The 26,577-nt window shown below is 50.5% G+C and carries 17 protein-coding genes, 1 tRNA gene and 1 pseudogene; 10 read left to right on the forward strand and 9 right to left on the reverse strand.

Going from position 1 to position 26,577, the window contains the following annotated elements; genetic code table 11:
* Positions 1-324, forward strand: coding sequence for a nuclear transport factor 2 family protein (locus FW415_RS03345; RefSeq protein WP_148382880.1), 324 nt, complete (start codon positions 1-3; stop codon positions 322-324).
* Positions 325-383: 59 nt separating this feature from the next.
* Here FW415_RS03345 and FW415_RS03350 read toward each other — a convergent pair.
* Together FW415_RS03350 and FW415_RS03355 are read right to left on the reverse strand one after the other, a co-directional pair.
* A pseudogene (locus tag FW415_RS03350) lies at positions 384-1,595 on the reverse strand (IS256 family transposase).
* 861 nt (positions 1,596-2,456) lie between these two features.
* On the reverse strand, positions 2,457-3,440 hold the full coding sequence (locus FW415_RS03355) for a hypothetical protein (protein ID WP_148382881.1): 984 nt from the start codon (positions 3,438-3,440) through the stop codon (positions 2,457-2,459).
* 613 nt (positions 3,441-4,053) lie between these two features.
* On the opposite strand from FW415_RS03355, the gene FW415_RS03360 reads away from it, so the two are divergent.
* From FW415_RS03360 to FW415_RS03370, 3 genes are all read left to right on the forward strand, one after another.
* Positions 4,054-4,506: a very short patch repair endonuclease gene (locus tag FW415_RS03360; protein ID WP_148382882.1), complete on the forward strand. Its 453-nt coding sequence runs from the start codon at positions 4,054-4,056 to the stop codon at positions 4,504-4,506.
* A 198-nt stretch (positions 4,507-4,704) separates the two neighbouring features.
* The gene (gene dcm, locus FW415_RS03365; protein WP_210420822.1) at positions 4,705-5,850 is read left to right on the forward strand and encodes a DNA (cytosine-5-)-methyltransferase; all 1,146 of its coding nucleotides are present in this window, start codon (positions 4,705-4,707) and stop codon (positions 5,848-5,850) included.
* Positions 5,847-7,169 (forward strand): MvaI/BcnI family restriction endonuclease, encoded by a 1,323-nt coding sequence (locus FW415_RS03370; RefSeq protein WP_148382884.1) that lies wholly within the window; start codon positions 5,847-5,849, stop codon positions 7,167-7,169. The genes dcm and FW415_RS03370 overlap by 4 nt, the downstream gene beginning before the upstream one ends.
* 231 nt (positions 7,170-7,400) lie before the next feature.
* On the opposite strand, the gene FW415_RS03375 is transcribed toward FW415_RS03370, so the two are convergent.
* Positions 7,401-7,474 (reverse strand) — tRNA-Asn (locus tag FW415_RS03375).
* Between the two features lie 131 nt (positions 7,475-7,605).
* Between FW415_RS03375 and FW415_RS03380 the strand changes: the two genes are divergently transcribed.
* From FW415_RS03380 to FW415_RS03395, 4 genes are all read left to right on the forward strand, one after another.
* A complete protein-coding gene (locus FW415_RS03380) occupies positions 7,606-9,213 on the forward strand; it encodes a DUF6377 domain-containing protein (protein ID WP_148382885.1) in 1,608 nt (535 codons plus the stop codon).
* Positions 9,214-9,459: 246 nt separating this feature from the next.
* Positions 9,460-12,402 carry a SusC/RagA family TonB-linked outer membrane protein gene (locus tag FW415_RS03385; RefSeq protein ID WP_168208647.1) on the forward strand — a complete coding sequence of 981 codons (2,943 nt, stop codon included), beginning with the start codon at positions 9,460-9,462 and terminating at the stop codon, positions 12,400-12,402.
* An 18-nt stretch (positions 12,403-12,420) separates the two neighbouring features.
* A complete protein-coding gene (locus FW415_RS03390) occupies positions 12,421-13,971 on the forward strand; it encodes a RagB/SusD family nutrient uptake outer membrane protein (protein WP_148382887.1) in 1,551 nt (516 codons plus the stop codon).
* A 101-nt stretch (positions 13,972-14,072) separates the two neighbouring features.
* Positions 14,073-16,517, forward strand: coding sequence for a glycoside hydrolase family 31 protein (locus tag FW415_RS03395; protein WP_148382888.1), 2,445 nt, complete (start codon positions 14,073-14,075; stop codon positions 16,515-16,517).
* Here FW415_RS03395 and FW415_RS03400 read toward each other — a convergent pair.
* From FW415_RS03400 to hflX, 3 genes are all read right to left on the reverse strand, one after another.
* Entirely contained in the window at positions 16,508-18,145 is a 1,638-nt protein-coding gene (locus tag FW415_RS03400) for a glycosyltransferase family 39 protein (RefSeq protein ID WP_148382889.1), read from the reverse strand. The genes FW415_RS03395 and FW415_RS03400 overlap by 10 nt on opposite strands.
* A gap of 71 nt (positions 18,146-18,216) precedes the next feature.
* Positions 18,217-18,561 carry a Rieske (2Fe-2S) protein gene (locus FW415_RS03405; RefSeq protein ID WP_148382890.1) on the reverse strand — a complete coding sequence of 115 codons (345 nt, stop codon included), beginning with the start codon at positions 18,559-18,561 and terminating at the stop codon, positions 18,217-18,219.
* Positions 18,562-18,696: 135 nt separating this feature from the next.
* Positions 18,697-19,887, reverse strand: coding sequence for a GTPase HflX (hflX, locus tag FW415_RS03410; protein ID WP_148382891.1), 1,191 nt, complete (start codon positions 19,885-19,887; stop codon positions 18,697-18,699).
* Between the two features lie 79 nt (positions 19,888-19,966).
* Between hflX and FW415_RS03415 the strand changes: the two genes are divergently transcribed.
* Together FW415_RS03415 and FW415_RS03420 are read left to right on the forward strand one after the other, a co-directional pair.
* Positions 19,967-21,976: a S9 family peptidase gene (locus tag FW415_RS03415; RefSeq protein ID WP_148382892.1), complete on the forward strand. Its 2,010-nt coding sequence runs from the start codon at positions 19,967-19,969 to the stop codon at positions 21,974-21,976.
* Positions 21,977-21,997: 21 nt separating this feature from the next.
* A complete protein-coding gene (locus FW415_RS03420) occupies positions 21,998-22,771 on the forward strand; it encodes an enoyl-CoA hydratase-related protein (RefSeq protein WP_148382893.1) in 774 nt (257 codons plus the stop codon).
* A gap of 74 nt (positions 22,772-22,845) precedes the next feature.
* On the opposite strand, the gene FW415_RS03425 is transcribed toward FW415_RS03420, so the two are convergent.
* From FW415_RS03425 to FW415_RS03435, 3 genes are all read right to left on the reverse strand, one after another.
* Entirely contained in the window at positions 22,846-23,550 is a 705-nt protein-coding gene (locus FW415_RS03425; protein WP_148382894.1) for a porin family protein, read from the reverse strand.
* Positions 23,551-23,781: 231 nt separating this feature from the next.
* On the reverse strand, positions 23,782-25,443 hold the full coding sequence (locus FW415_RS03430; protein WP_148382895.1) for an ATP-binding protein: 1,662 nt from the start codon (positions 25,441-25,443) through the stop codon (positions 23,782-23,784).
* Positions 25,440-26,546 carry a sensor protein KdpD gene (locus tag FW415_RS03435; RefSeq protein WP_148382896.1) on the reverse strand — a complete coding sequence of 369 codons (1,107 nt, stop codon included), beginning with the start codon at positions 26,544-26,546 and terminating at the stop codon, positions 25,440-25,442. Before FW415_RS03435 ends, FW415_RS03430 begins: the two co-directional genes overlap by 4 nt.
* Between the last annotated feature and the right edge of the window lie 31 nt (positions 26,547-26,577).

The following is a 26,577-nucleotide window of genomic DNA, read 5'->3' on the forward strand; positions in this document are numbered from 1 at the left end:
ATGAACTTACCTAAAGTAGTATCCAATTTAGTAAAGGCACAAAACGATTTTGATAGTGCCGCCTATGCAGATTGTTTTTCCGAAACAGCCGTGGTGTTTGATGAGGGAAAAACCCACACCGGAAGAAAAGAAATAGGACATTGGATCGATGACGCAAATAAGCGATACAAGGCCGTAATGAACCCAGTGGGCTTTGAAGAAAAGGAAGGTGAAAGCCTTTTGAAGGCAGAAGTTTCAGGAGACTTTCCCGGGAGTCCAATTGTGATGACATATCATTTACAAATAGCCAATGAATTAATAAAGTCATTGAAAATTACAGGTTAGAAAGGAATGGCTAGTTTAGCCATTCCTTTCGGTAGTATTACATAAAGTGTGTCAGTCGGTTAAAGATTCAATTTGAGTCTGTCCCCAAAGATAATAGATAATTGAGCTAGTGTCTGATTCCAGTTGTGTACAGGTTTGTTCTATTTGGCACAAATGTTCTCCTGGACAAGGAATAAGAGTTTCATCAGGGCGTCTTCCGACTGGAAGGCGCCTTTTGATTTGGTGACAGCCCGGAGCTGTCGGTGGAAGCCTTCGATAATATTGGTGGTATACATAATCCTGCGAACGTCTTTATTATACTGGAAGTAGCTGCTTAAACGAGGCCAGTTCTTTCGCCATGATTCAATGACCTTGGGATAACGCTGGCCCCAGTTTGTCTCCAGCTGACCAAGATTGCGTTCCGCCTGCTCTGCAGTCGTTGCCCGGTAAACGCCCTGAAGGTCCTTCATAAAGGGTTTGACGTCCTTGCAGGATAGATATTTCTGGGAGTTGCGGATTTGGTGGACGATGCATAGCTGGACTTCTGTCTGTGGAAAAATGCTCTCTATCGCATCGGAGAAGCCCTGCAAGTTATCTATACAGGCTATGAAGATATCTTCCAGTCCCCGGTTCTGCAGATCAGTCAGCACCTGCAGCCAGAATTTAGCACCTTCGTTTTCTCCGATATACATACCCAACAGCTCCTTATAGCCTTCCTGATTAAGACCGATAATGCAATAAACGGCACGGGTGATGACACGTCCCTCATGACGAACTTTATAGTGAATGGCATCCAGCCATACAAAAGGGTAAACACGTTCCAGCGGACGGCTGCGCCACTCCTGGATCAGGGGCAGGATTTTATCGGTTACGCGGCTGATGGTGGCCGTTGAGGCTTCCACTCCGTACATATCCATCAAATGATCACGAATATCGCTGTAACTGGCTCCCCGGGCATACAGTGCGATGATTTGCCGGTCCAGATCAACACCAAGGGTCTTGTGTCGCTTAGGGATCAGTTCCGGCTCGAATGTGCCGTTACGGTCTCTGGGAGGGTTAATATCCACAGTGCCGATAGGTGTTTTTACCTGTTTACGGCCTTTGCCATTCTTTCTGTTGGCCTCGGCATCATCTTCAATATGAGCCTCCAATTCGCCTTCCAGCGCTCCCTCAAGGAACTCTTTTAACAATGGCGTAAGCACTCCATCCTTGCCAAGCAGCGTGTCACCCTTCTTCAAACGGTTGGCCGCCTGCTTCTTGAATGCTTCAAAATCAAAATTCTGTTTGTCCATATGTGCAGTTTAAAGTTAATCAACTTTTAACTGACACACTTTTTGTAATACTACCGAAAAATAGACCGCCAGCTCATCGAAGGAGTTCGTTTTCATTTTGTTACTAATCCTCTATCTGGACGGACAACTTCAAATAATAGAACTGATGAATATATTCAACTTCAAACAAAACACCCTTTATATGAATCGGGGGAAGAACTTTTGGAGGATCTGATAAAGCATTCTAAATTCAAACACTACAGACATCTACGATACCTGGCCGATAATCATGCAGGGCATTTGTTAAAAGTGAGGTTTATATTACAACCATTTTCTTTTGTGTTTCTTCTGGAAGGATCGGAAAAGTTTCACATCATTTTAGAAACGCTTGATACAGAGGAGGCCAGTTATCTTTGGCATTTTCCAAAAAGAGTCTCCGAATTACCCTTCAGGTTAAAAGAGATTGACAGATACCTGGATATTATCCGGAAGCAGGGTCGGCAAGGATTTCTAACGGCTCCGCCGGAAAATTTCAGTCGTGTTCTGCACGATTATTCTGATGATCAGAAGGGTTTTATCATCTGGAAAGATATGTTGGGGGAGAGACTGATTTAGGAAAAGTAACTGCAATGACATTGCAGCTTGGTATACAACGTGTAATGATAGGCACGTTATTTACACGTCAGTTCTACAGACGGCTAAACCCATCTGATTTTGGTATCCAATGCTGCTGGATTGCCTGAGGAATTGAACTCCGAAACTTTGGAAGCCTGGCTTCGTTTAAAATTGGGAAAGCGCATCCTTGTAAAATATAATAAACACCTGGTTGAACGAATGCAAGTTCCAATTCTGCGAGATTTCCTGTTTTTAAGAACTGGTGGTTTATAATGGCTCCAGCCCCGAAAACAATTTCTCTCTTACATTTGCAACAGGAACTCCAAGCATTTTCAGAAAAATAAACTGCCTGACAGGAATATGAGTGTAGGCAACCTTCCGTTTTCCAAAAATCGAAGTTGACTGAGGAGCTTTCTGAACTGCAGAAACCAATCCCTTCCGAGAAAAACGCATAAAGAGCAACTGGGTCTTTTGTATGAATTCAGGGATAGTTAGTAAATCAACCGCATGCAAATCGGGATTATCTTCTGGTTTTCGCAGAATGACATGAATAACAGGAATTCCTTTCTTTGTCAAAAAGTCGAATAGTGCAAGCTGTCCATCATTTATTCCAAATGTATTACGCTTTGTTGGGTATTTCTGTTTTACCTCAATTGCAGTAATCCGTCCTTCGTCAGTTACGGTAAAAACGTCAATATCCCACGCAAACTCACGAAGCCAGTTATTTGCAAATAATCGTTTAATAGCTGCGTCTCTCAGTAACCCTCTTTTCTCAAGGTACGCACATGCCTTGGCAATTCTTGTCTCATCCCGCCCAGTTATATTGGAGAGTGCAGAATTGGCAACGGGATCAAGCTTGCATCCATAATCTTCCAGTTTGAGGTAGCGTTTCTTTTCTTTATGCTCAAACTGGTAAAATGCTCTGGATGTTTTATTAAAATATACAATACTCGTCGCCAGACAGCTATCCATACTGGCAAATATGTCAAGAATTGTGTAATCGAGATTGCTTAAAGAAATGGCCTCGTCCGTTAATATTTTTCGGACATGATACCCTCTTCCTGCACCCGAAAACCAGAAATCGCTGGTAAAGGGAGACAAGTTTGCATAGACAACATCTTCCATAAACGCAACCTCGGAACACAGCCCTTCAATCCGTGTATGTTTGTCTTGAAACAGAATCGCCTTCAGATCTTCCGGATTATTCAGGTCAATTTTATCGATATTGCTACAGATTCTATTAAGTTTCATTTCTTGCAGGATGAAGCGGTATATTGGAAATAAGCCTATAGTAGTGCCGGGCAAAACGCCTCGAAAGCAGATAAGGAGTTTCGAAGAAGAATTATCTAATGGGTATCCGCGCCAAATTCCTTGTATCGCCTATTTCACAAAAATAAGACATAATTTAACGCTTTAATATAAAAAATTCAATCGATAACACCAAGAGTCTGGTTATAATATTTCCACACAGGAGCAGAGCCAAGACCACAGAAAACTTGACGATAATACCTCATCCTTTCCGGTTCTGTAAACGACCGTAAAAACCTTTTGAATAACCGGCTTTTTTTGCGTTACTTGCGCAAAATGTCCAAAATACGACCGGTTGCCGGCACAAGTTCAGTACACTTCCTGCAAGATGCCGCAAAGACAGTATGGAAATTCTCGCATTACAGAAAGCCGTAAGGCTTTAATTCCTTGCTTCCCGCGAATGCTCCAGATTAGTGGGGGTTAAATGCCGTGGAATCAAATCTGCGACCTTCGATTTCTGACATGTGAGCCTGCAAGCATTTTGGCAATACCGTGGCGGTTTCTTTGGCCAAGTTTATAAAGCAAAACAACTCTTCGACGTTAAAAAAACTAAGTAATGACCGATATTGTCTCCGTTAAAAAGAGGAGCGAAATGATGTCTGGTATTAGAGCTGCTAATACGAAGCCGGAACTCGCCGTAAGGTCTATACTACACAAAATGGGGCTTCGATTCAGATTGCATGACAAGAAGCTTCCGGGTAAACCAGACCTCGTTTTTCCGAAATATCAGGCTGTAATTATGATCCATGGGTGCTTCTGGCATGGACATGATTGTCATTTGTTTAAAATGCCATCTTCAAACACCTTTTTCTGGCAAACAAAAATATCAACGAACAAGCAAAGGGATAAAAGTAATGTTGCTTCATTAAATGCTATGGGTTGGAGAGTACTGATCGTATGGGAATGTGCATTGAAAGGTAAAAAAAGAATTCCAGTGACCGAATTTGCGCAGTATAGCTACCAATGGGTAGTATCAGGCGGCGCAGACATTGAAATAAGATGTCTTTAAACCAGCTTATTTGCACATCCTGCTTGAAAATGAACACGGCTAATTGTTCAAGGGGCGCTTTTGAAGTACATCCCGACCTTTGAAAACTGCAAGATTAAGTTCCGGGAGAATCATAAATTTGGCAATTGTTGCATACATTTAATAGAAAAAATACAAATGACATCATATAGTGACGTAAAACAGGTACTTAAAATTAATGTGGAGAAACATTTAAACGACGGTTTTGCCCACTTGACCCATTATTGGCAAAACCACAAGAATGGAGTTTCTCAATATTTTAAAGCCTATGCCAAAGAATATTTACAGGAAGAATTACTTTCAGTTGTTGAAGACCCGGAGCAGCTTTATATCCCGTTAAAGTTTGACGTCCCGTTTCCTCCCGTTTCCAAGCCGAAATTCAGATTCATTGATCTTTTTGCAGGAATTGGTGGCATTCGGCTTGCGTATCAGAACTTGGGGGGTAAATGCGTTTTCACCAGCGAGTGGAACAATTTCGCCAAAAGGACTTATGAAGCCAATTTTGGAGAGGTCCCATTTGGGGATATCACAAAAATTAACGAAAATTCCATTCCCGACCACGACATTCTATTAGCCGGTTTCCCATGCCAACCATTCTCTATTGCCGGTGTGAGCAAAAAGAACGCATTGGGAAGGAAACATGGTTTTCTGGACGAAACCCAGGGAACGCTGTTTTTTGATATTGCAAGAATCCTGAAACATAAGCAGCCCTCGGCGTTTATGCTGGAAAATGTGAAAAACCTTGTTTCTCATGATAAAGGAAACACCTTTAACGTCATTAAAAATACTTTGACAGAACTGGGCTATTCAATTTATTATCAAGTTCTGGATGGCAAATATTTCGTGCCTCAGCATAGAGAAAGAATAATTATTGCCGGCTTCCGGAACTCAGTGTTCAAAGGAAAGGAAAACTTCAAATTCCCGAAAATGCCCGAATCAACTATCAAAATTAAAGACATTCTGGAAAACGAAATAGCAGACAAATATACGTTATCGGACAAACTTTGGGGATACCTTCAAAATTACGCAGATAAACACAAAGCAAAAGGTAATGGCTTTGGCTTCGGAATGACTGATTTGAATGGCATTTCACGGACCATCTCTGCTCGTTACTATAAAGATGGCTCGGAAATCCTTATACCTCAAGAAGGTATTAATCCCAGGCGTCTAACTCCTAGAGAATGCGCCAGACTGCAAGGATTCCCGGATAAGTTTATCATACCTGTATCAGATAATCAGGCCTACAGACAGTTTGGCAACTCTGTAACAGTCCCGCTTATTCAGGCCGTAGGAAAACAATTGGTAAAAACATTGTCTGCCCAATGAACTTGCAAACCCTGAAAAAACTATTTGTTGACAACGGCTGCAAGAAAGTTTATGTAAAGAATCTCGCAGCAAATGATAACTCCAAAAACCAGGTTTATCTTGGTGGAAGTTTCGAAATAGTAAATATCCTGCCGCTATCCGTAATAAAAAATGAACCTGCTGGAGACTGGAATAAAGAACGTTTTAAAGCCTCGATAAATTTTGCATGGATTGGCAGCGACGGGCATCTGCATCCGGCGCCAAACACCCAATTGATATTGTATCCAAAGTATCCCGAAGTCCGGCTTTCCGGTTTTTTAACCCGATGTACAAATCCTCCTTCAGAATTAATGACAAGCAGGATTTCTGGCAGATTATTTTTTTTCAGTGTGACAAAATCAGGGCTGGTATTAGGGTATGTTGTTGCTCCTGATTCGGATATTGCCCGGGAAGTCAATCAATTGAGGATTGTAGAAGAGCATGGTATTTTTAAAGTCATTGAACTTCCCCAATCCGTTGACAATAAGAAAAAACTGCTTGAAGAATTATACCGGATTCATTTATTTGGCTGGATAAATTCAAAAAGATTGGACAAAAATGGAGATATTCTACCTTGCACTTCTCCAAATTGCGGAGGCTACACATTAGAAGCTGAATTGGGAATCAAACCAAACGGATACTCAGAGCCGGATTATCTGGGATGGGAAGTAAAACAATTTGGTGTATCTAATTTCAGCAGAATATATGCTTCAGTAATTACTCTTATGACACCCGAGCCAACACATGGGTATTACGTTGATCAAGGTACAGAAGCGTTTATTAGAAAATACGGTTATGAAGATCTCACGGGAAGGGTCGACCGGATGAATTTTGGCGGTATTCACAAATCAGGAAAAATACACCCCCGTACGAATTTAAGGCTTGAATTAACAGGCTTTGATCAAAAAACCGGCAAAATAAGAAACACTGATGGAAAAATTATGTTGCTGGACAAAAATAACACTGAGGCCGCATCATGGAGCTTTTCTTCAATGCTGCTACACTGGAACAGAAAACACAACCAGGCATGTTACGTTCCTTCATTGTCTGACACTGCCGATGGAAGAAAATATAAATACGGCCCAAATGTCATTTTAGGAACAGGAACGGATTTTCAGTTATTTCTTCTTCAGATGGCATTGGGAAACATCTACTACGATCCCGGTATAAAAATGGAAAATGCTTCAACACGGCCTTTAATAAAAAAAAGAAGCCAATTCAGAATTAAGTCCTCACATCTAAATCATCTTTACAAAACAAGCGACATAATCACACTCGGAAGTTTCGAAAGTCACATTTAGAATCCGGAGCCTATGTTTTGATCCTCATATTCGATCTTTGAAATCAAAATACTCCTAAATCCTTGCTGGAGGAACTCTGCAATTAAATCCTGATGCTGTTCGTTCGAGTTTTAGAAGTCAGACCCATTCCTGACCCAATTTGAGCATTTTCAGGGATCAACATGGGAACAGATAAAAATGCACTAAAAACAAAAAAACCCTACCAGCTTACACTAGTAGGGCGTTTCTCTGCTCCCCCTGTTGGACTTGAACCAACGACCCTCTGATTAACAGTCAGATGCTCTAACCAACTGAGCTAAGGAGGAATTTCCCGCTTTCCAATTGAATCTCAATCGCAAATTGGGATTGCAAAAATAGACAAATTTTCATTTCCGCAAAATCTAATTCAACTTTTTTTCTAAACCCATATCTTTATAGCTGCCAGATACTAAATTCCATGCGGATTCTGTTAAGCCTGTTCATCCTCCTCGCCGCTGCCGGTATGCCCGCCGCAGCCCAAACCCATACTGCCGGCGCCGATTCCCTGCTCCGGCAACTCAATATCACCCTCAGCCAGAGCAAACGCTTCGATGAACAAAAGATCAGGCAGATCAATGCCCTCAAACAAAACCTCGCCAACGCCCATCTGCTCCCGGAGCAATACAATGCCTGCCTTCAACTATACGAGGCTTACAAGGCCTTTCACTACGATTCGGCATTCTCATACGCCCTCCTCCTCAGCCAGATCGCCGGGCAAATGGACGACCCGCCCCGCATCCAGTACGCCAGCATTAAAATGGGTTTCATCCTCCTGTCCTCCGGCATGTTCCGCGAAACCGCGGGCATCACGGACACCCTCAACGTACAAATGCTGCCGGATACCATGCGTGCCGAGTTCTATGTCCTGCTCCGCCGCTACTATTACGATCTGGCGGATTATGTGAACGACCGCTACTATTCTCCCGTCTACCTCAAAGAAGCGGCCCGCTTCACGGATTCAGCCGTAGCCATGTACCCCCCGGACCACTTCCAGCACCTCAGCCTCAAAGGCTACAAATTCTACAAACAGGGCAATCTGGACAGTGCGCTCTATTATCTCAACAAAACCATCGCCCTGCCTGGCCTTTCCTTCCACGAACAGGCCATGATCAATGCCAACCTGGGTTCTATCTATGTCATTAAAAAGGAATACGACAAGGCCATCCCGCTGCTGGCCCTCTCCGCCATGGCGGATGCCAAAGGCTCCGTAAAAGAGACCACCGCCGCTTTCAACCTGGCTTCCATCCTCTTCCAGACGGGGGACGTGAAGAATGCTTCCCGCTACATCGAAAGGGCCATCGAAGATGCTACCTTCTACGGCGCCAGGCAACGCAAAGTGCAGGTCAGCGCCATTCTCCCCATCATCGAAGGGGAAAAGCTCAACTCCGTTGAAAACCAGAAAGACCGGCTGTTCATTTACTCAGCGGTTGCTACCTTCCTGCTGCTGGCTTCCATCGTCCTGTCATTCATCATCTACAAACAGGTGCAAAAACTCAAAGCGGCCCAGGCTACCATCACCAAAGCCAACGCCGTTCAGCAGGAAATAAATTATAAACTACTGGAATCCAATAAGATAAAAGAGGAATATATCGGCTATTGCTTCCACATCGCTTCGGCTTATATCGACAAAATAGAAAAACTCAAAAACCAGGTGGATGGCAAGCTGAACGATCACAAATTCTCCGAGATCCGGTTCGTTGTCAACAACATCAACATCAAACATGAAAGGGAAGAGCTGTTCCGCAATTTCGACCGTATCTTCCTCAAAATATTCCCCAACTTCGTTCCGGCCTTCAACTCCTTCTTTAAAGAAGAAGACCAGATCAGGCTGAAAGACAATGAACTCCTCAATACGGACCTCCGCATCTACGCCCTGATCCGCATCGGCATCAGCGAAAATGAAAAGATCGCCCAGATCCTCGAATACTCCGTCAACACCATCTACGCTTATAAAACCCGGATCCGGAACAAATCCATCGTCCCCAACGACGAATTTGAAGAGAAAATCATGCAGATCAGGATATAAAAATATCTATATTAAGAAAATATAAATACAACTGCAATTTCATTATAAATCAATTTGTTACCCGCCAAAAACGCTCGAAAACGGCCTGTAATATCTATACTTGACCGATAATAATTGGCAAGGCCTGCTATACCCGTTTACTTTGACCTTGCAACAAACAGCAACCAAAATTTAAATTCCACGTACAGCCTCTTCCGCCCCTGTACACATCCTCGTAACCTTTAAATGCGACACGTTATGATCAACATGCGACTACTTAAAGCGCTGCTTTTCTGTCCGTTCCTGTTCCTGGCAACCGGACTTTTAGCCCAGACAAAAAATGTTTCCGGTAAAATTATGGACGATACGGGTGCGCCCATTCCCGGCGCTACCGTTCAGGCCAAAGGCTCCACCTCGGGAACGGTTTCCGGCCCTGACGGCGTTTTCAAACTATCCGTACCGGCTTCGGCCACTACCTTGGTGGTGACCTTCATCGGTTATGCCACACAAAACGTGGACATTACCGGCAAAACTGAAATAACCATAACCCTCCAGCCGGAAAACACCACGCTGACAGATGTTGTGGTAGTGGGCTATGGCGTTGCCCGCAGGAAAGACCTCACCGGCGCAGTGGCGTCCCTCAAATCCAAAGACTTCAACAAAGGCATCACCAACGCCCCTGACCAGCTGATACAGGGCAAGGTAGCGGGACTGATGGTGGTGAACAATAACGGCGCTCCGGGTGCGGCAACCACGGTGCGTATCCGCGGTGTGGCCTCCGTCCGCTCGGGCAATCAACCCCTTTATGTGATCGACGGCGTACCGCTGGACGGCCGCGTGGCCCGGCCCAATATCAATGCCAACGGCCTCGGACAAACCCCGGACGCCAACCCGCTCAATTTTGTGAACGCGGCGGACATCGCTTCCATGGAGGTGCTGAAAGATGCTTCGGCCACGGCCATTTACGGCTCCCGCGGCTCCAATGGCGTGATCATCATCACCACCAAAAAAGGACAGACCGGTCCCGCTAAACTGGATTTCGCCTACAGCGTGGGCATGAGCAGCATCATGAAACAGCTGAAAGTGCTGAACGCGGAGGAATACCGCGGCGCACTGCAGAAATACGGCCTCTCAGGCGGTGATAACGGCGGCAGCAGCGATGCGATGAAAGAGATCCTCCGCACGGGCGTTACCCAGAACTTCAATGTGGGCATCAGCGGCGGTAACGAAAACGGTAAATACCGTGCCTCCTTCGGCCTGATGAACCAGGAAGGCATCGTCCGCAAGTCCGGCCTGAAAAAATATACCGGCAACCTCTCCGGACAGTTCAAATTCCTGGACAATAAACGCCTGGGGCTGGACTTTTCCCTCATGGCGGCACAAACAGCGGAACAACTGGCGCCCATCACCAATAACGCGGGATTCATGGGCAGCCTCGTAGGCCAGGCGCTGCAATGGAACCCTACCATGCCCATCCGCAACGCCAACGGCACGCTCAACATCCTCGGGGAAAGCGCGCCGGTCAATCCTCTCGCCATGTCCGAAGCCTGGGACGATAAAGCGGATATCTCCTATATCCTCGGCAGCATCTCTCCGTACTACAAGATCACGGACGACCTGGAATACCGTTTCCTCTTTTCCGTCAACCGGCAAACGGGTATCCGCCGCGCGCAGATCAGCTCCTGGATCAATATCCCGGGGGTAAGGGACCTGGGCCAGGCCTACTACGGCAACGCGGAGCTAACCACAAAACTGTTCACCCATACCTTAAGCTATAACAAACAGATCACATCGGCCCTGAACCTCAATGCAGTGGTGGGCTATGAGTACCAGGACTTCCAGTTCAAAGGGGTGGACCTCGGCGCGATGGGCTTTTCATCGGATGCGCTGCCTTACACCAGCATCCTGCAGAATGCCATCCAGTCCAATACCTTCCTCTCCTCTTACGATAACCCGAAATCCGAACTGCAGTCCGTCTTCGGCCGGGTAACGGCGAACCTGCACGACAAGTACCTGCTCACGGCTACTTTGCGGGCGGATGGCTCCAGCAAATTCGGCTCTAACAATAAATACGGCTATTTCCCGTCCTTTGCGGCGAAGTGGAACCTCCACAACGAGGGCTTCCTCAAAGGCAGCAGTTTCTTCCAGCAACTGGGCCTCCGCGCGGGATGGGGCATCACGGGCAACCAGGAGTTCCCGGCCGGTGCGGCGCAGGAACAATATGCCCTGGGAGCCGGTGGCGCAGCGGCGCTGAACAACGTAGCCAATCCTGACCTGAAATGGGAACGCTCCAGCCAGCTGAATGCGGGTATCGACTTTGCCATGCTGGGCAGCCGCATCTCCGGCAGTGTGGACTATTTCTACAAAAAAACATCCGACCTGCTGTTCAATTTCCCGGCCATCCAGCCGGCGCCGGCTTCCAATTACTGGATCAACCTGCCGGGCGAAGTGATCAACTCCGGCGTGGAGCTGGCGGTGCGCGGTGATATCATCCGCAACCGGGACTTTTCCTGGATGCTGGGCGTGAATGCCACTTTCCTCAAAAATGAGCTGCAAAACTATAACGGTCCGAATGTGCTCACCGGCGCCATCAGCGGTCAGGGGGTTTCCGGCGCTACCGTGCAGCGCTTTGCCAATGGACAGCCGCTGAACGTGTTCTATGTGCGGAAGTTCCTGGGTTTCGACAAAGACGGACAGGGATTGTATGAGAACGATGGCAATACCATGTATTACGCCGGCGACCCGAACCCGAAACAGATGCTGGGCCTCTCTACGGAACTGAATTATAAAAAATGGTTCCTGTCCATGAACTTCAACGGCGCTTTCGGCCATGTGGTGTACAACAACACGGCCAATACCGTATTGCCGATCAACAACCTCGGCTCCCGCAACATCGCGAAGGCATTGCTGAATACGGAAGAGGATCTTTCCAATCCCATCACCACTTCGGACCGCTACCTGGAAAAAGCCAATTTTATGAAGATGACCAATGCCACCCTCAGCTATAACCTGGGCAACATCGGCAACGTCTTCAAAAACGTCAACCTCTATCTCACCGGCCAGAACCTGTTCGTGATCACGAAATATTCCGGCTTCGATCCGGAAGTGAATACCGATAAAAATGTGAATGGCGTAACCTCTTTCGGGATCGAATACTCCCCGTATCCCACCGCGCGCAACGTCATTTTCGGCCTGAACCTGTCACTGTAAACCTAAAAAACGATCATTATGACCTTACATAAAAAACTGGCTTGTTTGCTGCTGGCAGGATATGCATTCGCTTCCTGCACGAAGCTCGATGAAAAGCTCGGCTCCACGATCACCCGCAGCCAGGCGGATTCGGTGATCAAAGTGCCGTCACTGCTCAAAACAGCCTACGATGCGCTGCAATTGCCCTACCAGGACCAGTCCAATTTCTGGGCCTTGCAGGAAATGACGGCGGATGAGGCCGTAGCGCCCACCCGTGGCGGCGACTGGGATGACAACGGCGTATGGCGCTCGCTCAAAACACATAGCTGGACCGCCGAACACAGCCATGTGGGCTCCAGTTTCAGCAACCTGCTGTTACTGCAATTCGCGTCCACCAATGTGCTTAACTTCAATCCTTCCGCACGGCAGGCGGCCGAAGCAAGGTTCCTCCGCGCACTCTCCATGTTCTCCGTGCTGGACGGATGGGGACAGGTGCCCTTCCGCGCCCCGGAAGACAACCTGCTGGAAGCGCCGCGTGTGCTCAAAGGCCTGGAGGCGCTGGACTTCATCGTGGAAGAACTGAATGCCATCATACCCGATCTTCCGGAACGCTCCGGCTCCGTACCGGCTTTTGTGGCGAACAAAGATGCTGCGAGAACATTGCTGATGAAATGTTATCTCAACAAAGGCGCCTTTGCCACGCCCGCCACGCCTACATTCGATGCGGCGGACATGCAGCAGGTGATCACGCTGGCGGACCAGATCATTGGCAGCGGCAGGTATCAGCTGGCGAACAATTACTTCGATAATTTCACCCAGAACAACCATGCGCTGTCCACCGAAAACATCTTCACCCAGGAGAACGGACCGGGGCTCAGCACCGCCCGCTCCGGCAACGCGGCTTTCTGCCACTGGGCGCCGACCCTGCACTATAACCAGACGCCGGGCGGATGGAACGGTTTTACCACCATCTCCGATTTTTACGACAAGTTCGAAGCTGTGGATACCCGCCGCGGCGGCCCCTACGATGGCGTGACCAATCTCACCGGTCTGCATGTGGGCATGCTGGTAGGCCAGCAATACAACAAAGACGGCGTGGCGCTGAAAGACCGGAAAGACAATCCGCTCATCTTCACCCGTGAAATTGCCCTGCAGGAAACCGGGAACGACCTGGAAGTAAAAGGTATCCGCGTAGTGAAATATCCGCCGGATATGATCACGCCCAACGGCTCCAACAGCAACAACGGGAATAACGACTGGGTATTCTTCCGCTATGCCGATGTGCTGCTCATGAAAGCGGAAGCCCTGCTGCGCACCAACGGCGCTCCGGCCGCGTTGCTGATCGTAAATGAATTGCGGCTTAAACGCAAAGCCACACCATTGCTGACTTTAACTGCGGATATCCTGCTGGATGAAAGAGGCCGTGAACTTTACTGGGAAGGATGGCGCCGCCAGGACCTCATCCGTTTCAACAGGTTCCTGGAGCCCTGGCAGCTCAAACCCGCCGATGATCCGAAATATCTGCTGTTCCCGATACCGGTCAACGATCTGGCAGTTAACCCCAACCTTTCACAGAATCCTGGTTATTAAGGATTGCCTGTTCAGGCGATCGTCCATTGGGGCCGGCTGAAAAGTACAGACACTGCTTTTCAGCCGGTCCCGGTGGATACCTTTTCCAAAAAACGAACAATATGATTTGCAGATTTGTCTTTTTCTGCCTGCTGCTTTGCAGTACTGTTCTTGCGCAACCGGTGAGGGAACCGGGCAATGTTACCGCCGTGAGCGTACAGGGCGGGGAGATCAGGATCACCACCGAAAGGGCTTTTGCCGTCATCACCGCATACAGTCCCGCTATCATACGGGTGCGGATGGACAAGCAGCCATTGGGCAGGGATTTTTCCTATGCGGTCATTGCGCCGCCGGCCGCTTTTCAGCCACGCATTACGCAGGACGACCGGCAGATAAGGCTGGAGACCGATTCCCTCACCCTGCACATCTCCCGGAAACCTTTCGCCCTCACCTTCCTGAAACCGGACGGTACGGTGATCAACGCGGATGAGCCGGGCCTCGGCACTTCCTGGATCGGCGAAGAGGTCACCACCTACAAGACCATGCAGGAGGGCGAACGGTTCATCGGCCTGGGGGAGAAGACGGGCAATCTCGACCGTAAAGGCAACGCCTACACGAACTGGAATACGGACGCCTACGGCTACACCACCGGACAGGACCCGATTTACGCCACCATCCCCTTTTACATCGGCATACATCACGGCATGAGCTATGGCATTTTCTTCGATAACAGCTACCGCAGCGATTTCAACTTCGGCGCCAGCAACGACCGCTTTTCCTCCTTCGGCGCCAACGGCGGGGAGATGAACTATTACTTTATTTACCACGAGCGGGTGGCGGATATCATCAGGTCCTACACCTCCCTCACCGGCCGCATGCCGCTGCCGCCCCTCTGGAGCCTGGGCTACCAGCAGAACCGTTACAGCTATTATCCGGATACGGAAGTGTACCGCATTGCGCAGACGCTGCGGGAAAAACAGATCCCCGCGGACGGCATTACGCTGGACATTCATTATATGGATGCCTACAAACTCTTCACCTGGAACAAATCCCGCTTCCCTGACCCCGCGGCCATGAACGCAAAGCTGGCGGCGATGGGCTTCAAAACCACCGTGATCGTGGACCCGGGCATTAAAGTGGAAAAAGGATATGCGGCTTATGAAAGCGGCATGCAGTCGGACATTTTCATCAAATACACCGATGGCAAGCCTTACACCGGGCAGGTATGGCCCGGCTGGTGCCATTTCCCGGATTTCACCGCGCCCGAAGGAAGGAAATGGTGGGCAAAGCAGCTGGAAATCTACGCCCGTGCCGGTGTATCCGGCCTATGGAACGATATGAATGAAATTGCCACCTGGGGCCAGAAGATGCCGGACAATGTGTTGTTCAGCATCGAAGGAAACCCCGCCACCCATCTGCAGGCGCATAATGTGTATGGCCTGCAGATGGTGCGTGCCAGCTACGAAGGCGCCCGCGCCATCACGCCCGGAAAACGGCCCTTCATCCTGACCCGCGCGGGATATGCCGGTTTGCAGCGTTACGCCGCCATCTGGACGGGTGACAACCGCGCTGAAGAAGATCACATGCTGCTCGGCATCCGGCTGATGAACAGCCTGGGCCTGAGCGGCGTGCCCTTCTCCGGTATGGATGTGGGCGGGTTCACCGGCAATGCGCCACCCAGCCTTTACGCCCGCTGGATGCAGATCGGCGCGTTCACGCCCTATTTCCGCAATCACACGGGCATCAACACCAAGTCCGCGGAGCCCTGGGCTTTCGGGGAAGAAGTGCTGGAAATATCACGCAACTACATCAATCTGCGTTACCGCCTGCTGCCATACCTCTATGCAGGTTTCCATGAAGCCTCGCAAACCGGGTTGCCGCTCATGCGCACCCTCGCGCTCGACTATACGCACGACCCGAAAGTGTACGATACCCGCTTTCAGAACCAGTACCTGTTCGGCCCGTCTTTCCTGGTCGCACCCTTTGAAAGCAAACAGGATTATGCGCCTGTGTACCTTCCTCCCGGCCGGTGGTACGATCTGTACACGGACAGCCTGGAAGAAGGCGGGCAGGAAAAAATGCTGACCCTTTCCATTCAGCAGCTGCCGGTATTTATAAAGGAAAGCAGCATCATTCCCATGCAAAGCCTGATCCAGCACACGGGGGAAAAACCGGCGGATACCTTGTTCCTGCATGTGTACAGGGGAAATGCCAAAAATGAATTTGTGTATTATGAAGATGACGGCGAAACATATGCTTATGAGAAAGGCGCGTTCTGCGAACGCAGGATGACCTACGACCCGGCAGCCAATTCCATCACCCTGGAAAAACCTGCCGGGCGGTCATCTTCCCGTTTCTCCAATATTGCCCTGCTGCTGCACGGGTTCGGAGCATTGCAGCAGGTCGGGGTAAACGGCAGGAACATTACATTAAAAAAGGATCATATCGCTTTCATCCAGCCGGTCTCCCGCTTCGATCCGCAGGGAGAAAGCAACCCGGTGATCAGCTGTGAAGTACGGAAAGCGGTGTTCCGTAATGTAAATGAGAAGATGGTGATTCAATTATAACTTACCCGCAGCAGGCATCGCTTGTCCAGCGCCTGCTGCCTTGTGGCATAGTTCACAAACGGCAGATCGAGCTTGCTGACGTAAAAGTGCGGGAACACTTTCACCATCTCGCAGCGGTAACCGATCCTGCGCAGGGCATCGGCTTCCTCCGGTACGGTGAAAAGCACTACGGGGGCCAGGGCCGCCGCTTCGCGCAACTGCAGGGAATCATACCGCAACACCGGCGCATCCAGGTAATAAGGCATGGCGTAGGAATTGACCTTCCAGAAAGAGACCGGCTGATCTTGCAGTTCGCGGTTGGCATACCTTGCCGCGGTGCTGCCGGACTGGTATTGCATCATATCCGGATACCACATCCAGTTCAAAAAAAGATTGAGGATAAAGGTAGCGATGCAGGCACGGTAGAACAGGAGGGCTTTCTGCCCTTCCACCCGCTCCCGCAGCAGCACAAAAGCACCGGCAAGCAGGATCGCAGCAATAGCGTAATACCAGTTGAACTGGGGACGGTAAAGTACCAGCAGGCCCGCAATCGCCACAAAAATAATGGCAATGATCACCTTCAGCGTAATGCGGTAGAACTTTGTGCCATCCGGCGCTTTCAGTGCCATCAGGTATTGCGCGGTAATGATCGCAAAGAAAGGGAAGAGGATGTTCAGGTAATGCGGCAGCTGAAAACGGGACAGGGAGAACAGCACAAAGGTGACCAATGCGGCACACAGGCAATAATATTCCCGCCACCCGCGGCGGAAGAAAGCCGCATACAGGAATAGCGACCAGGGCAGGAAGGCCCACAACAGGGTATGCAGGAAAAAGAACGGATCGCCGCTTCCGCGGATAGGCCCGGTATTCATGAAACGCCCGAACTGGCTGTCCCAGAAAAAGAACCGGATGCCTGAAACCCCTGTTCTCCCGAATACCTCCAGCTCCGGATGCTGATCGAATTGCTGATATAAAGCGTATAATTCCGGTATGATGAATATTCCTGTGAGGATCACCGCCAGCAACCACTGCAAATGCAACAGCCGGCGCCATTGCTTCGTGATCAGCAAATGCCCCGCTATGGCGCTGCCGATGGGCACCAGCGCAAACATCCCTTTCGTCATCACCGCAAAGGCGGCAAACAACGCCCCGGCTACCAGATGGTACCAGGGGCCTCTCTCCGCGCTGCGGTAAAAGTGATACACCGAGGCAATGATCATCCCGGTGAGGTAAGGCTCCGCCCGCACATCGTTATTGGACAGTACCAGGTGCTGCGCCGTTAGCAGGATGCACACCGCCCAGCGCGCTGTCTGTTCATTATAAAGCTTCGCCGCAAAACGATAGGTATAATACGCTCCCGCCATCAGCCAGAGAATGGCCGGCAGCTTGTAGGCCCAGGTAGTGAAACCGAACAGATGGTAACTCAGGGCCATCATCCAGAAAGGGAAATGCGGTTTGTCCAGCCAGGGGCCGCCATCTGCATAAAGATCGAGGTAGTTGCCGGTCTGCACCATCGTTTTGGCGATCCCTGCGTAGAGCGCGCCGTCCGGCTCAAGGATAGTGATGTTCAGGCCGCTGAAGTTTACCAGCACAGCGGCGGCCATAACGAGCCAGGATATACGGGATTCAGAGAAGGTACTGCTTTGCATCGTTCCGTAAATTAATGATACGATGAGTTGGATGCAAATTATCTTTTTGTTGGCAACTGATGAAAGACTATTTAAAATCCGAGCCAGCTCTTTTCCATACCTACATAAATACCGTCTTCACGCTGCTCCACCGGGTAGGTGCGCAGATAAAACCCTTCCCCGCTGCTATTGTAGCCGTTCCGTAAACTGAATTTGTAGCGGTGAAGCGGACAAACAACGTTCCCATGCGCATCCACAGATCCTTCAGACATTGGTCCGCCTGCATGCGGACATTTGTACGCGAAGGCGAACAGCTGCCCCTGGAAGCGGGAAAAGCATATCTTTTTCCCTTTTACTTCATGCACCACGATCACCTGTTCCGCAGCCACCATATCATCCGCATCTGTGAGCCGGTACCAGTTGTATTGTTTGCTCATTTGTTCAGCTGTTATATAAATGGAAGGATATCCTTGATATTTACGCCGGCAGAATGCGATAACGCCATATCCGCCTGCACGAAATGGTCTGGCTTCGATATCCGGCTTCGATCAATGCCGGAACCTTTCCCCGCACTAAAAGAAGTATTCCGATTTATATGGATACCGTTCCCGGTAAAGGTCGATCACCTTGTCCAGTATCGTTTTCCGGAGCTCATCGATATTGCGGCGTTCGGTGGCGGATACGAATACGCAGTTGCCATGGGTTTTATGCTGCCAGCTTTCTTTCAGCTGTTGCAGGATGTCTGCTTTTATATCGTCCGCAAGCCATTCATCAAAGGTCTGCTTTTCATACAGGTCCATTTTATTGAAGATGAGAATGGTGGGCTTGTCCAGCGCCTTCAGTTCCGTCAGCGTACGGTTCACCACTTCTATCTGGTCTTCATACTTCGGATGAGAGATGTCCACCACATGCATGAGGATGTCGCTTTCGCGCACTTCATCAAGTGTTGATTTGAAGCTTTCCACGAGATGATGGGGCAGTTTGCGGATGAAACCAACGGTATCGCTCAGCAGGAAAGGCGTCTGCTCAAATACCACCTTGCGGGTGGTGGTGTCCAGCGTGGCGAAGAGTTTGTTCTCTGCGAACACTTCGCTTTTGCTGAGCAGGTTCATCAATGTGCTTTTGCCGACGTTGGTGTATCCTACCAGCGCAATACGTATGTACTCGCCGCGGTCTTTCCGCTGGGTGAGGGATTGTTTGTCTATCTCCGCAAGCCGTTTGCGCAGCAGCGATATCTTGTCCTTCACAATACGGCGGTCCGTTTCAATTTCCGTTTCACCGGGTCCCCTCATCCCGATACCCCCTTTCTGCCTTTCCAGGTGCGTCCACATCCCGCGCAGCCTCGGCAGGATGTACTGGTACTGCGCCAGCTCTACCTGCACCTTGGCCTGTGCGGTCCGTGCCCGGCGCGCAAAGATGTCCAGGATCAGGTCGCTCCGGTCGATAACCTTCACCTTCAGCTCTTTCTGTATATTGGAGATCTGGGAACCGCTCAGTTCGTCATCGAATATGACCAGGGATATATCCCGGCTGACCACGAACTGCCGGATCTCTTCCAGCTTGCCTTTCCCTACGAAAGTGGCCCTGTCAGGATGCGCCAGCTTCTGCGTGAACCGTTTCACTGCTTCCGCACCGGCCGTATCCGCCAGGAAGGCCAGTTCGTCCAGGTATTCCTGCACCTGGGCGTCCGTTTGCTCCTTATGGATAAGTCCCACCAATACTGCCCGTTCATTACCAGCTATAACTTGTTGCTTTTCTATCAAAATTTTATCTGTATTTCTGCAAAGTTAATGAATTCGTTTTTGCCTAAATTTATGCTTCATCACAACAAAATCTACACCAATGCGTAAAACACTCCTGTTTGCAGGTATTTTATTCATTCAACACAGTATGGCACAACAGAAAATGAGCCCCGAGCTGCTCTGGCAGCTGGGAAGAGTAGGCGGCGAAACCGTTACGGCCGATGGCACCGTGATATACGGCGTCAGCCGTTACAACCTGGCGGATAACAAAAGCGAGAGGAACCTGTATGCCATTCCGGCGGCAGGAGGTACGGCTAGGCAGCTGACCAGCGCTCCCGGCACGGAATCCGGCGCCCAGGCTCTTCCCGATGGCCGCATCCTCTACAGCTACAAAGGACAGCTCTGGGAAATGGATAAAGACGGCGGCAACCCGGTGCAGCGCACCCATGTGGAAGGCGGCATGCAGAACATCCGCATCTCCCCCAAAGGTACCCACATCCTCTTTTCCAACGAAGTGAAGCTGGAAAAGCTGCTGGCAAAGGATATTTACCCCGATCTGCCCAAAGCCAACGCGCAGGTGTACACCACCCTGAACTACCGCCACTGGGATACCTGGGAAGACGGCAGCTATAACCATGTTTTCTACGCCACTTACGACGCGGCAACCGGTAAAACCGGCGAACCGGTGGACATCATGAAAGATGAGCCTTTCGATTGCCCCCAGATGCCCTTCGGCGGGGCGGAAGACTTCATCTTCGACCCCTCCGGCACAAAGATCATCTACGTCTGCAAAAAGAAACACGGCACCGCATACGCCATCAGCACCAATACGGATATTTACAGTTACGACCTGCTCAGCGGCAAAACCGAAAACCTTTCCGAAGGCATGATGGGCTACGATGTACAACCGGCGTTCAGTCCGGATGGCAAACAACTCACCTGGCTCAGCATGGCGCGGGACGGCTTTGAGGCGGACAAGAACGATGTGATCGTGTACGACCTGGCCTCCCGCACCCGCAGCAATCTCACCAGGGACTGGGATGGCACCGTATCCGCCAGCCGCTACAGCAACGATGGCCAAAAGATCTTTTTCCTCGCTGTCGTAAAAGGCACCGAACAGGTATTTGACATCGATCTCCGCAGCAAGGCCATCAAACAGCTGACCAAAGGTCGCTTCGATATCAATGGCTTTGTAGGCCAGGCCGGCAATACGCTGGTAGTGACCCGCGCAGATATGAACCATGCCGGCGAGCTGTACACCGTAGATATCGCCAAAGGCGCGGTGAAACAGTTGTCCACGGTGAATAACGACATCTATGATAACCTCGGCAAAAGCAACGTGGAAGAACGCTGGGTGAAAACCAGCGATGGGCAGCAAATGCTGGTGTGGGTGATCTTTCCGCCGGACTTCGACCCCGCAAAAAAATACCCCACCCTGCTGTATTGCCAGGGCGGCCCGCAAGCCGCCGTTTCGCAATTCTACTCCTTCCGCTGGAACTTCCAGCTGATGGCGGCGCAGGGATATATCGTCGTGGCGCCGAACCGGAGAGGGATGCCCGGCCATGGCGTGAAATGGAATGAAGCGATCAGCAAGGACTGGGGCGGCCAGCCCATACGGGATTACCTCGCGGCTATCGATGATGTAAGCAGGGAGCCGTATGTTGACAAGCAGCGCCTCGGCGCGGTGGGCGCCAGTTACGGCGGTTATTCCGTGTTCATGCTGGCGGGCGTGCATGAGAACCGGTTCAAATCTTTCATCGCACATGACGGGCTGTTTGATCTCCGCAGCTGGTATGGCACCACGGAAGAGCTGTGGTTCGCCAACTGGGATGTTGGGGCTTATTGGGACAAAGCCAATGAAAAGACCCATGCGCAGTTCAATCCCGGCAACTTTGTGAACAACTGGAACACGCCCATCATGATCGTGCAGGGCGGCAACGACTTCCGGGTGGGTATCGAACAGGGGCTGCAGGCCTTCCAGGCTGCGCAGCTGAAAGGCATCAAAAGCAAGCTGCTTTATTTCCCGGAAGAGAACCATTGGGTGCTGAGCGCGCAAAATGCCATCACCTGGCAGCGGGAGTTCTTCTCCTGGCTGAAAGAGACCTTATAGCCATCACACCAAAACATACACATGCTTGATCTGAAAATGGAGAACGGCATTGCCACCATCACGCTCAACCGGCCGGATGTGTACAATGCATTCAATGATGCCCTCAGCTACGAGCTGCAGGATGCGCTTAAGAAAGCGGAAAAAGATGATACCATCCGGGCCGTAGTGCTGACCGGGGCGGGAAAAGCGTTCTGCAGCGGGCAGGACCTGAAGGCCGCGCAGGACAGTACCGGCCCTCGCAACCTCGGGGAATCGCTGCACAAGCGCTACAACCCCATCATCCGCGCCATCCGCAACATGCCAAAGCCGGTGATCTGCCGGCTGAACGGGGTTGCGGCCGGAGCGGGATGCTCCCTGGCGCTGGCCTGCGATGTGATCATCGCTTCGGAGAACGCTTCCATGATAGAGATATTCATCAATATCGCGTTGGTGCTGGATTCCGGTTCGTCTTACTTCCTGCCGCGCAGCATCGGGTATCACCGCGCTTTTGAGCTGGCCACCAAAGCCACGAAGCTGAGCGCGGCGGAAGCCCTGGCACTTGGACTGGTCAACAAAGTAGTGAAACATGAGGAACTGGATGCCGCCGTGCAGGCCGAAGCAGCGTTTTATGCCGCTGCGCCCACCAAAGCCATCGGCATGCTGAAGAAAATGCTCACCAAAGGCATGACGGAAAACCTGGACGCGGTGCTGGAGTATGAGGCGTATTGCCAGGAGATCGCGGGGAATACCGCGGATAACGCGGAGGGGATAAACGCCTTCCTGGAAAAGCGGAAAGCGGTGTTTACGGGGAAATGAGCGAAATGTCTGCCATCAATAAAAAATCGCCGGAAGCTTGTCAACTTCCGGCGATCCTGTATTAAAAAAGCTGATTATAGCCCGCTTAATGTGATACCGATAGAGTAAGGACGGATATCAGACCCTGTATTATCCTTGAACAGCGGGTTGAGGTTCACCGCCGTGAACAGCCCGATGTTGCCGTACCCTACGCGTGCTGTGGCAGCAAAGCGCCAGGGGTTGAAGAAACGCTTGTTCTGCTCTTTGATGATGTTCTTTTCGCCGCCCAGGGTGTTCTTGCCCTTGGTATGGGCATTCACCAACATCCCTACTTTAGCGCCGATAGCCGCTTTGAAGCCTTTGTTGGCATTATCAGCCACCTGGCGGAAGCGGAATTCCAGCGGAATCTCAAGGTAGGAGGTCGCTATTTTGTATTTCTTGTAAGTGTCAGAATTTACGAAACGTACTGCGGTGGAGTTCCCGTTAGACATATCCAGCACCTTTCCATCCAGGGGAACACTACTGGTGCTGATACCCAAACCGGCCGCAAAGCTGAACTTCGTTGCCTTGATCGGGAAATCATACATCAGGGCAATATTGAAACCGCGGGGCAGACCCTTGGTGTTCAAACTATCCGGCGCCTGCGCCCAGCCATCGTAAGACAGCTGTATCATGAGGAAGTCACGGGAGTAGATTGCCCGCTTCTTTGCTTTACCCACGGCTGATCCAGCCATATTATCCTGTGCGAAGACTCCCATGGAAACCGCGATAAGACCTAATGTAAAAAGTAATTTTTTCATAATACGTTTAAATGCCTGGCAAAAAGATTAATCAGGCAAATTTAATGGAATGTTATAAACCAAAGGGTTAAAATATTGCAAAAATAGATCATGGTAATCCTGAGGGTTGATGAACATGCAGCGCAACCGGCGCTTTATCGCGAACGGACCGATATGCCGGGAAGGAAACGCTTCATGGTATTAAGGCTTGCGCATATGTTGCGGGAAAGGCGGCGGAACTGCCAGGATATGTCATTGCATAGGCAGGGAAAACCAGAAACGGCTGCCTTTCCCCGGAGCGCTTTCCACGCCGATGGCGCCGCCCTGCGCCTCAATGAACTCTTTGGCGATGGCCAGCCCAAGCCCGCTGCCCTTGCCATCATCCGAGCCGGGCACCTGGAAGAAACGTTCAAATACCTTCCGGGAAAAGGCCGGGTCAATCCCTTTGCCATGGTCCCGCACGCTGAACACCAGTTTATCCTTGCCCGAGGGCTGAACATCCAGTTCTACCTCACCGCCGGCAGGTGAGTAACGGATGGCATTGGTCAGCAGGTTCACCAGCACCCAGGCGCTCTTCTCCGCATCCGCGATGAGCATTCCGGCGCCGGGGGCAGATGTGGTGAGGATCTTCACCTGCTTTCCTTCCGCCTGTTTCTGCACCGTATCCAGCGCATACTGCAGGATATTGTCCGGCGAAACCGGTTGTATCTGCAACTGGATGTTGCCGCTTTCCACACGGGAGAAATCCAGGAGCTCGCTCACCATCCGGATCATGCGGCGGTTATCCTGCCGGATGCTTTCCAGCAGTTCCTGCTGTTCCGGGTTCAACTGGCCTGTCCGCGCATCTTCCAGCAGTTTGAGGCTGATGTCCGTTGTGGCCAGCGGCGTTTTCAGTTCGTGCGAGATCGTGGCGATAAAATGTGTTTTGGCCAGGTCCAGCTCCCTGAACGCCGTGATATTCTTTAATACGATGATATAACCGATGCGGCCGGACTCATGATGGATATCCGCCGTTTCATGGGTAAAGAAGCTTTCCTTTCCGTTCACCACGATCTTTACCGGCCCCTGTTCCCGGTTATGCAGGAGAAAATAGAGCAGGTCGTTATGCTTTGCGACCGTTGCCGCATCGTATCCGGCCACCTCTTTTTCTTCCATATTCAGCAATTGCAGGGCCTCTGTGTTGGCAAAGAGAATGGCGCCCTTGTCGTCTATCCCGATGGTGGCGTCTTTCAGGCTGCTGATCACCGCTTCTGCCCGCTTTTTCTCGAAGAGGATACGGGCGAGGTTGCTATGCTCGTATTCATCCAGCTTTTGGGCCATGGTGTTGAATGCGGTGGCCAGTTCCCCAAATTCGTCACCTGATCTGAAGTACAGGCGCTGCTCGTACCTTTTCTGCGCAATGCCTTTGATCCCCTCGGTCAGCTCCCGGATAGGGTTGGCGATATAACCGGGAAAGTTGTAGACGAATGTGATGCTCAACAGGAAACAGACGCCGCTGATCAACGCAATGTAGAGCAATGCTTTGTCCGCCGTAGCCTTACTGCGTTCATTCTTTTTTACAGTGGCGTTCATGTTCAGCTCCATGATCGTAAAAAGATCATGCCGGGTGAGATCATATTGACCGCCCATAAAATGCTGCCGCACCAGCGCTGTGATCTTTTCCTCTCCCGGCTCTGTGATGTTGGCTTCCTGTTGTCTCAGGCTGGTGAGGAACGTCGCAGTATCCCTGCTCTCCAGGGCCTGGAGCATTTTCTTCGCATATTCGAGCGACTCATAATTATCCTGCAGGATCACGCCGGCCTCACGGTTCACCCGGTTGAGGTAATAGTAACCCATGATGCTGACGATCATCAGCATCATGAACAGGAACAATACGCCCAGTGTGATCTTTGTTTTGAGATTTATCCGCGTCATGACAGAATTACGAGATCTATTTCCCGGGTGGATGTTGTTTTCAGCAGCCGGGAAAAGATATCCGTGCGTAAAATTATACCAAACAAACTGATATGCGGCTTTCCGATACAGATGGTGGTGATGTCCTTTTCCACCGCCGTTTGCATAATGGCTTCCACAATATCCCCATCCTGACGCCGGATAACTTCCGCACCAAGCTCCGTTGCCAGCTTCAGGTTATTGATGAGATGGCGCTGATCGGATAATTTGATGCGGCCCGCGTTTTCCCGGGGCGTCTGCACATACAGCACAAACCATTCGCCGTGATAATAAGCTGCCAGCCGGGCCGTTTTCCGGATCACCTTTTGCGCAATCGTCTGATTGCTGGAAATACAGGCCATAAACCGCTCATGGCGCATCTGCTGGCTGCGCGGGACCTCCGACTCCACTTTCCTTTCCACCTGGGAAGTGACCTCTCTCAGCGCCAGCTCCCTCAACTGCAGTATTTTCTCCGCCTGGAAAAAGTTGCGCAATGCGCCCTCTACTTTGCTCCTGTCATAGATCTTCCCTTCCTTAAGCCTGGTGATCAGCTCATCCGCAGTGAGATCGATATTCACCACTTCATCCGCGATCTGCAGCATGCTGTCCGGCACCCGCTCCTGCACGTCCACACCGGTGATGGTTTTCACCTGGTGGTTGATGCTTTCCATATGCTGGATGTTCACAGCAGAGATCACATTGATGCCAGCCTGCAACAGGTCCATCACATCCTGCCAGCGTTTTTCATTTTTTGAGCCGGGAATATTGGAATGGGCCAGCTCATCCACAATGACCCATTCAGGCGCCAGCAGCAGAACGGCATTGAGGTCCAGCTCATCCAGCATCTTGCCTTTGTAGAACACCTGCCGCCGGGGAATGACCGGCAACCCTTCCAGCAGCGCCTCTGTCTCTTTTCTGCCATGCGTTTCGATATATGCGATCTGTACGTTCACTCCCTGGCGCAGCATGGCATGCGCCTCCTGCAGCATCCGGTAACTCTTGCCCACACCGGCGCTCATACCGATGTAGATCTTGAACTGCCCCTTTCCTGCCTTTTGGCGCGGATATAGTAACCCTTGCATCATGCGCTGTCAAATTTAAACTTCCGTGGCGCTC

Origin of the sequence: Chitinophaga sp. XS-30, assembly GCF_008086345.1 — a bacterium.
Taxonomy (GTDB): Bacteria; Bacteroidota; Bacteroidia; order Chitinophagales; family Chitinophagaceae; genus Chitinophaga.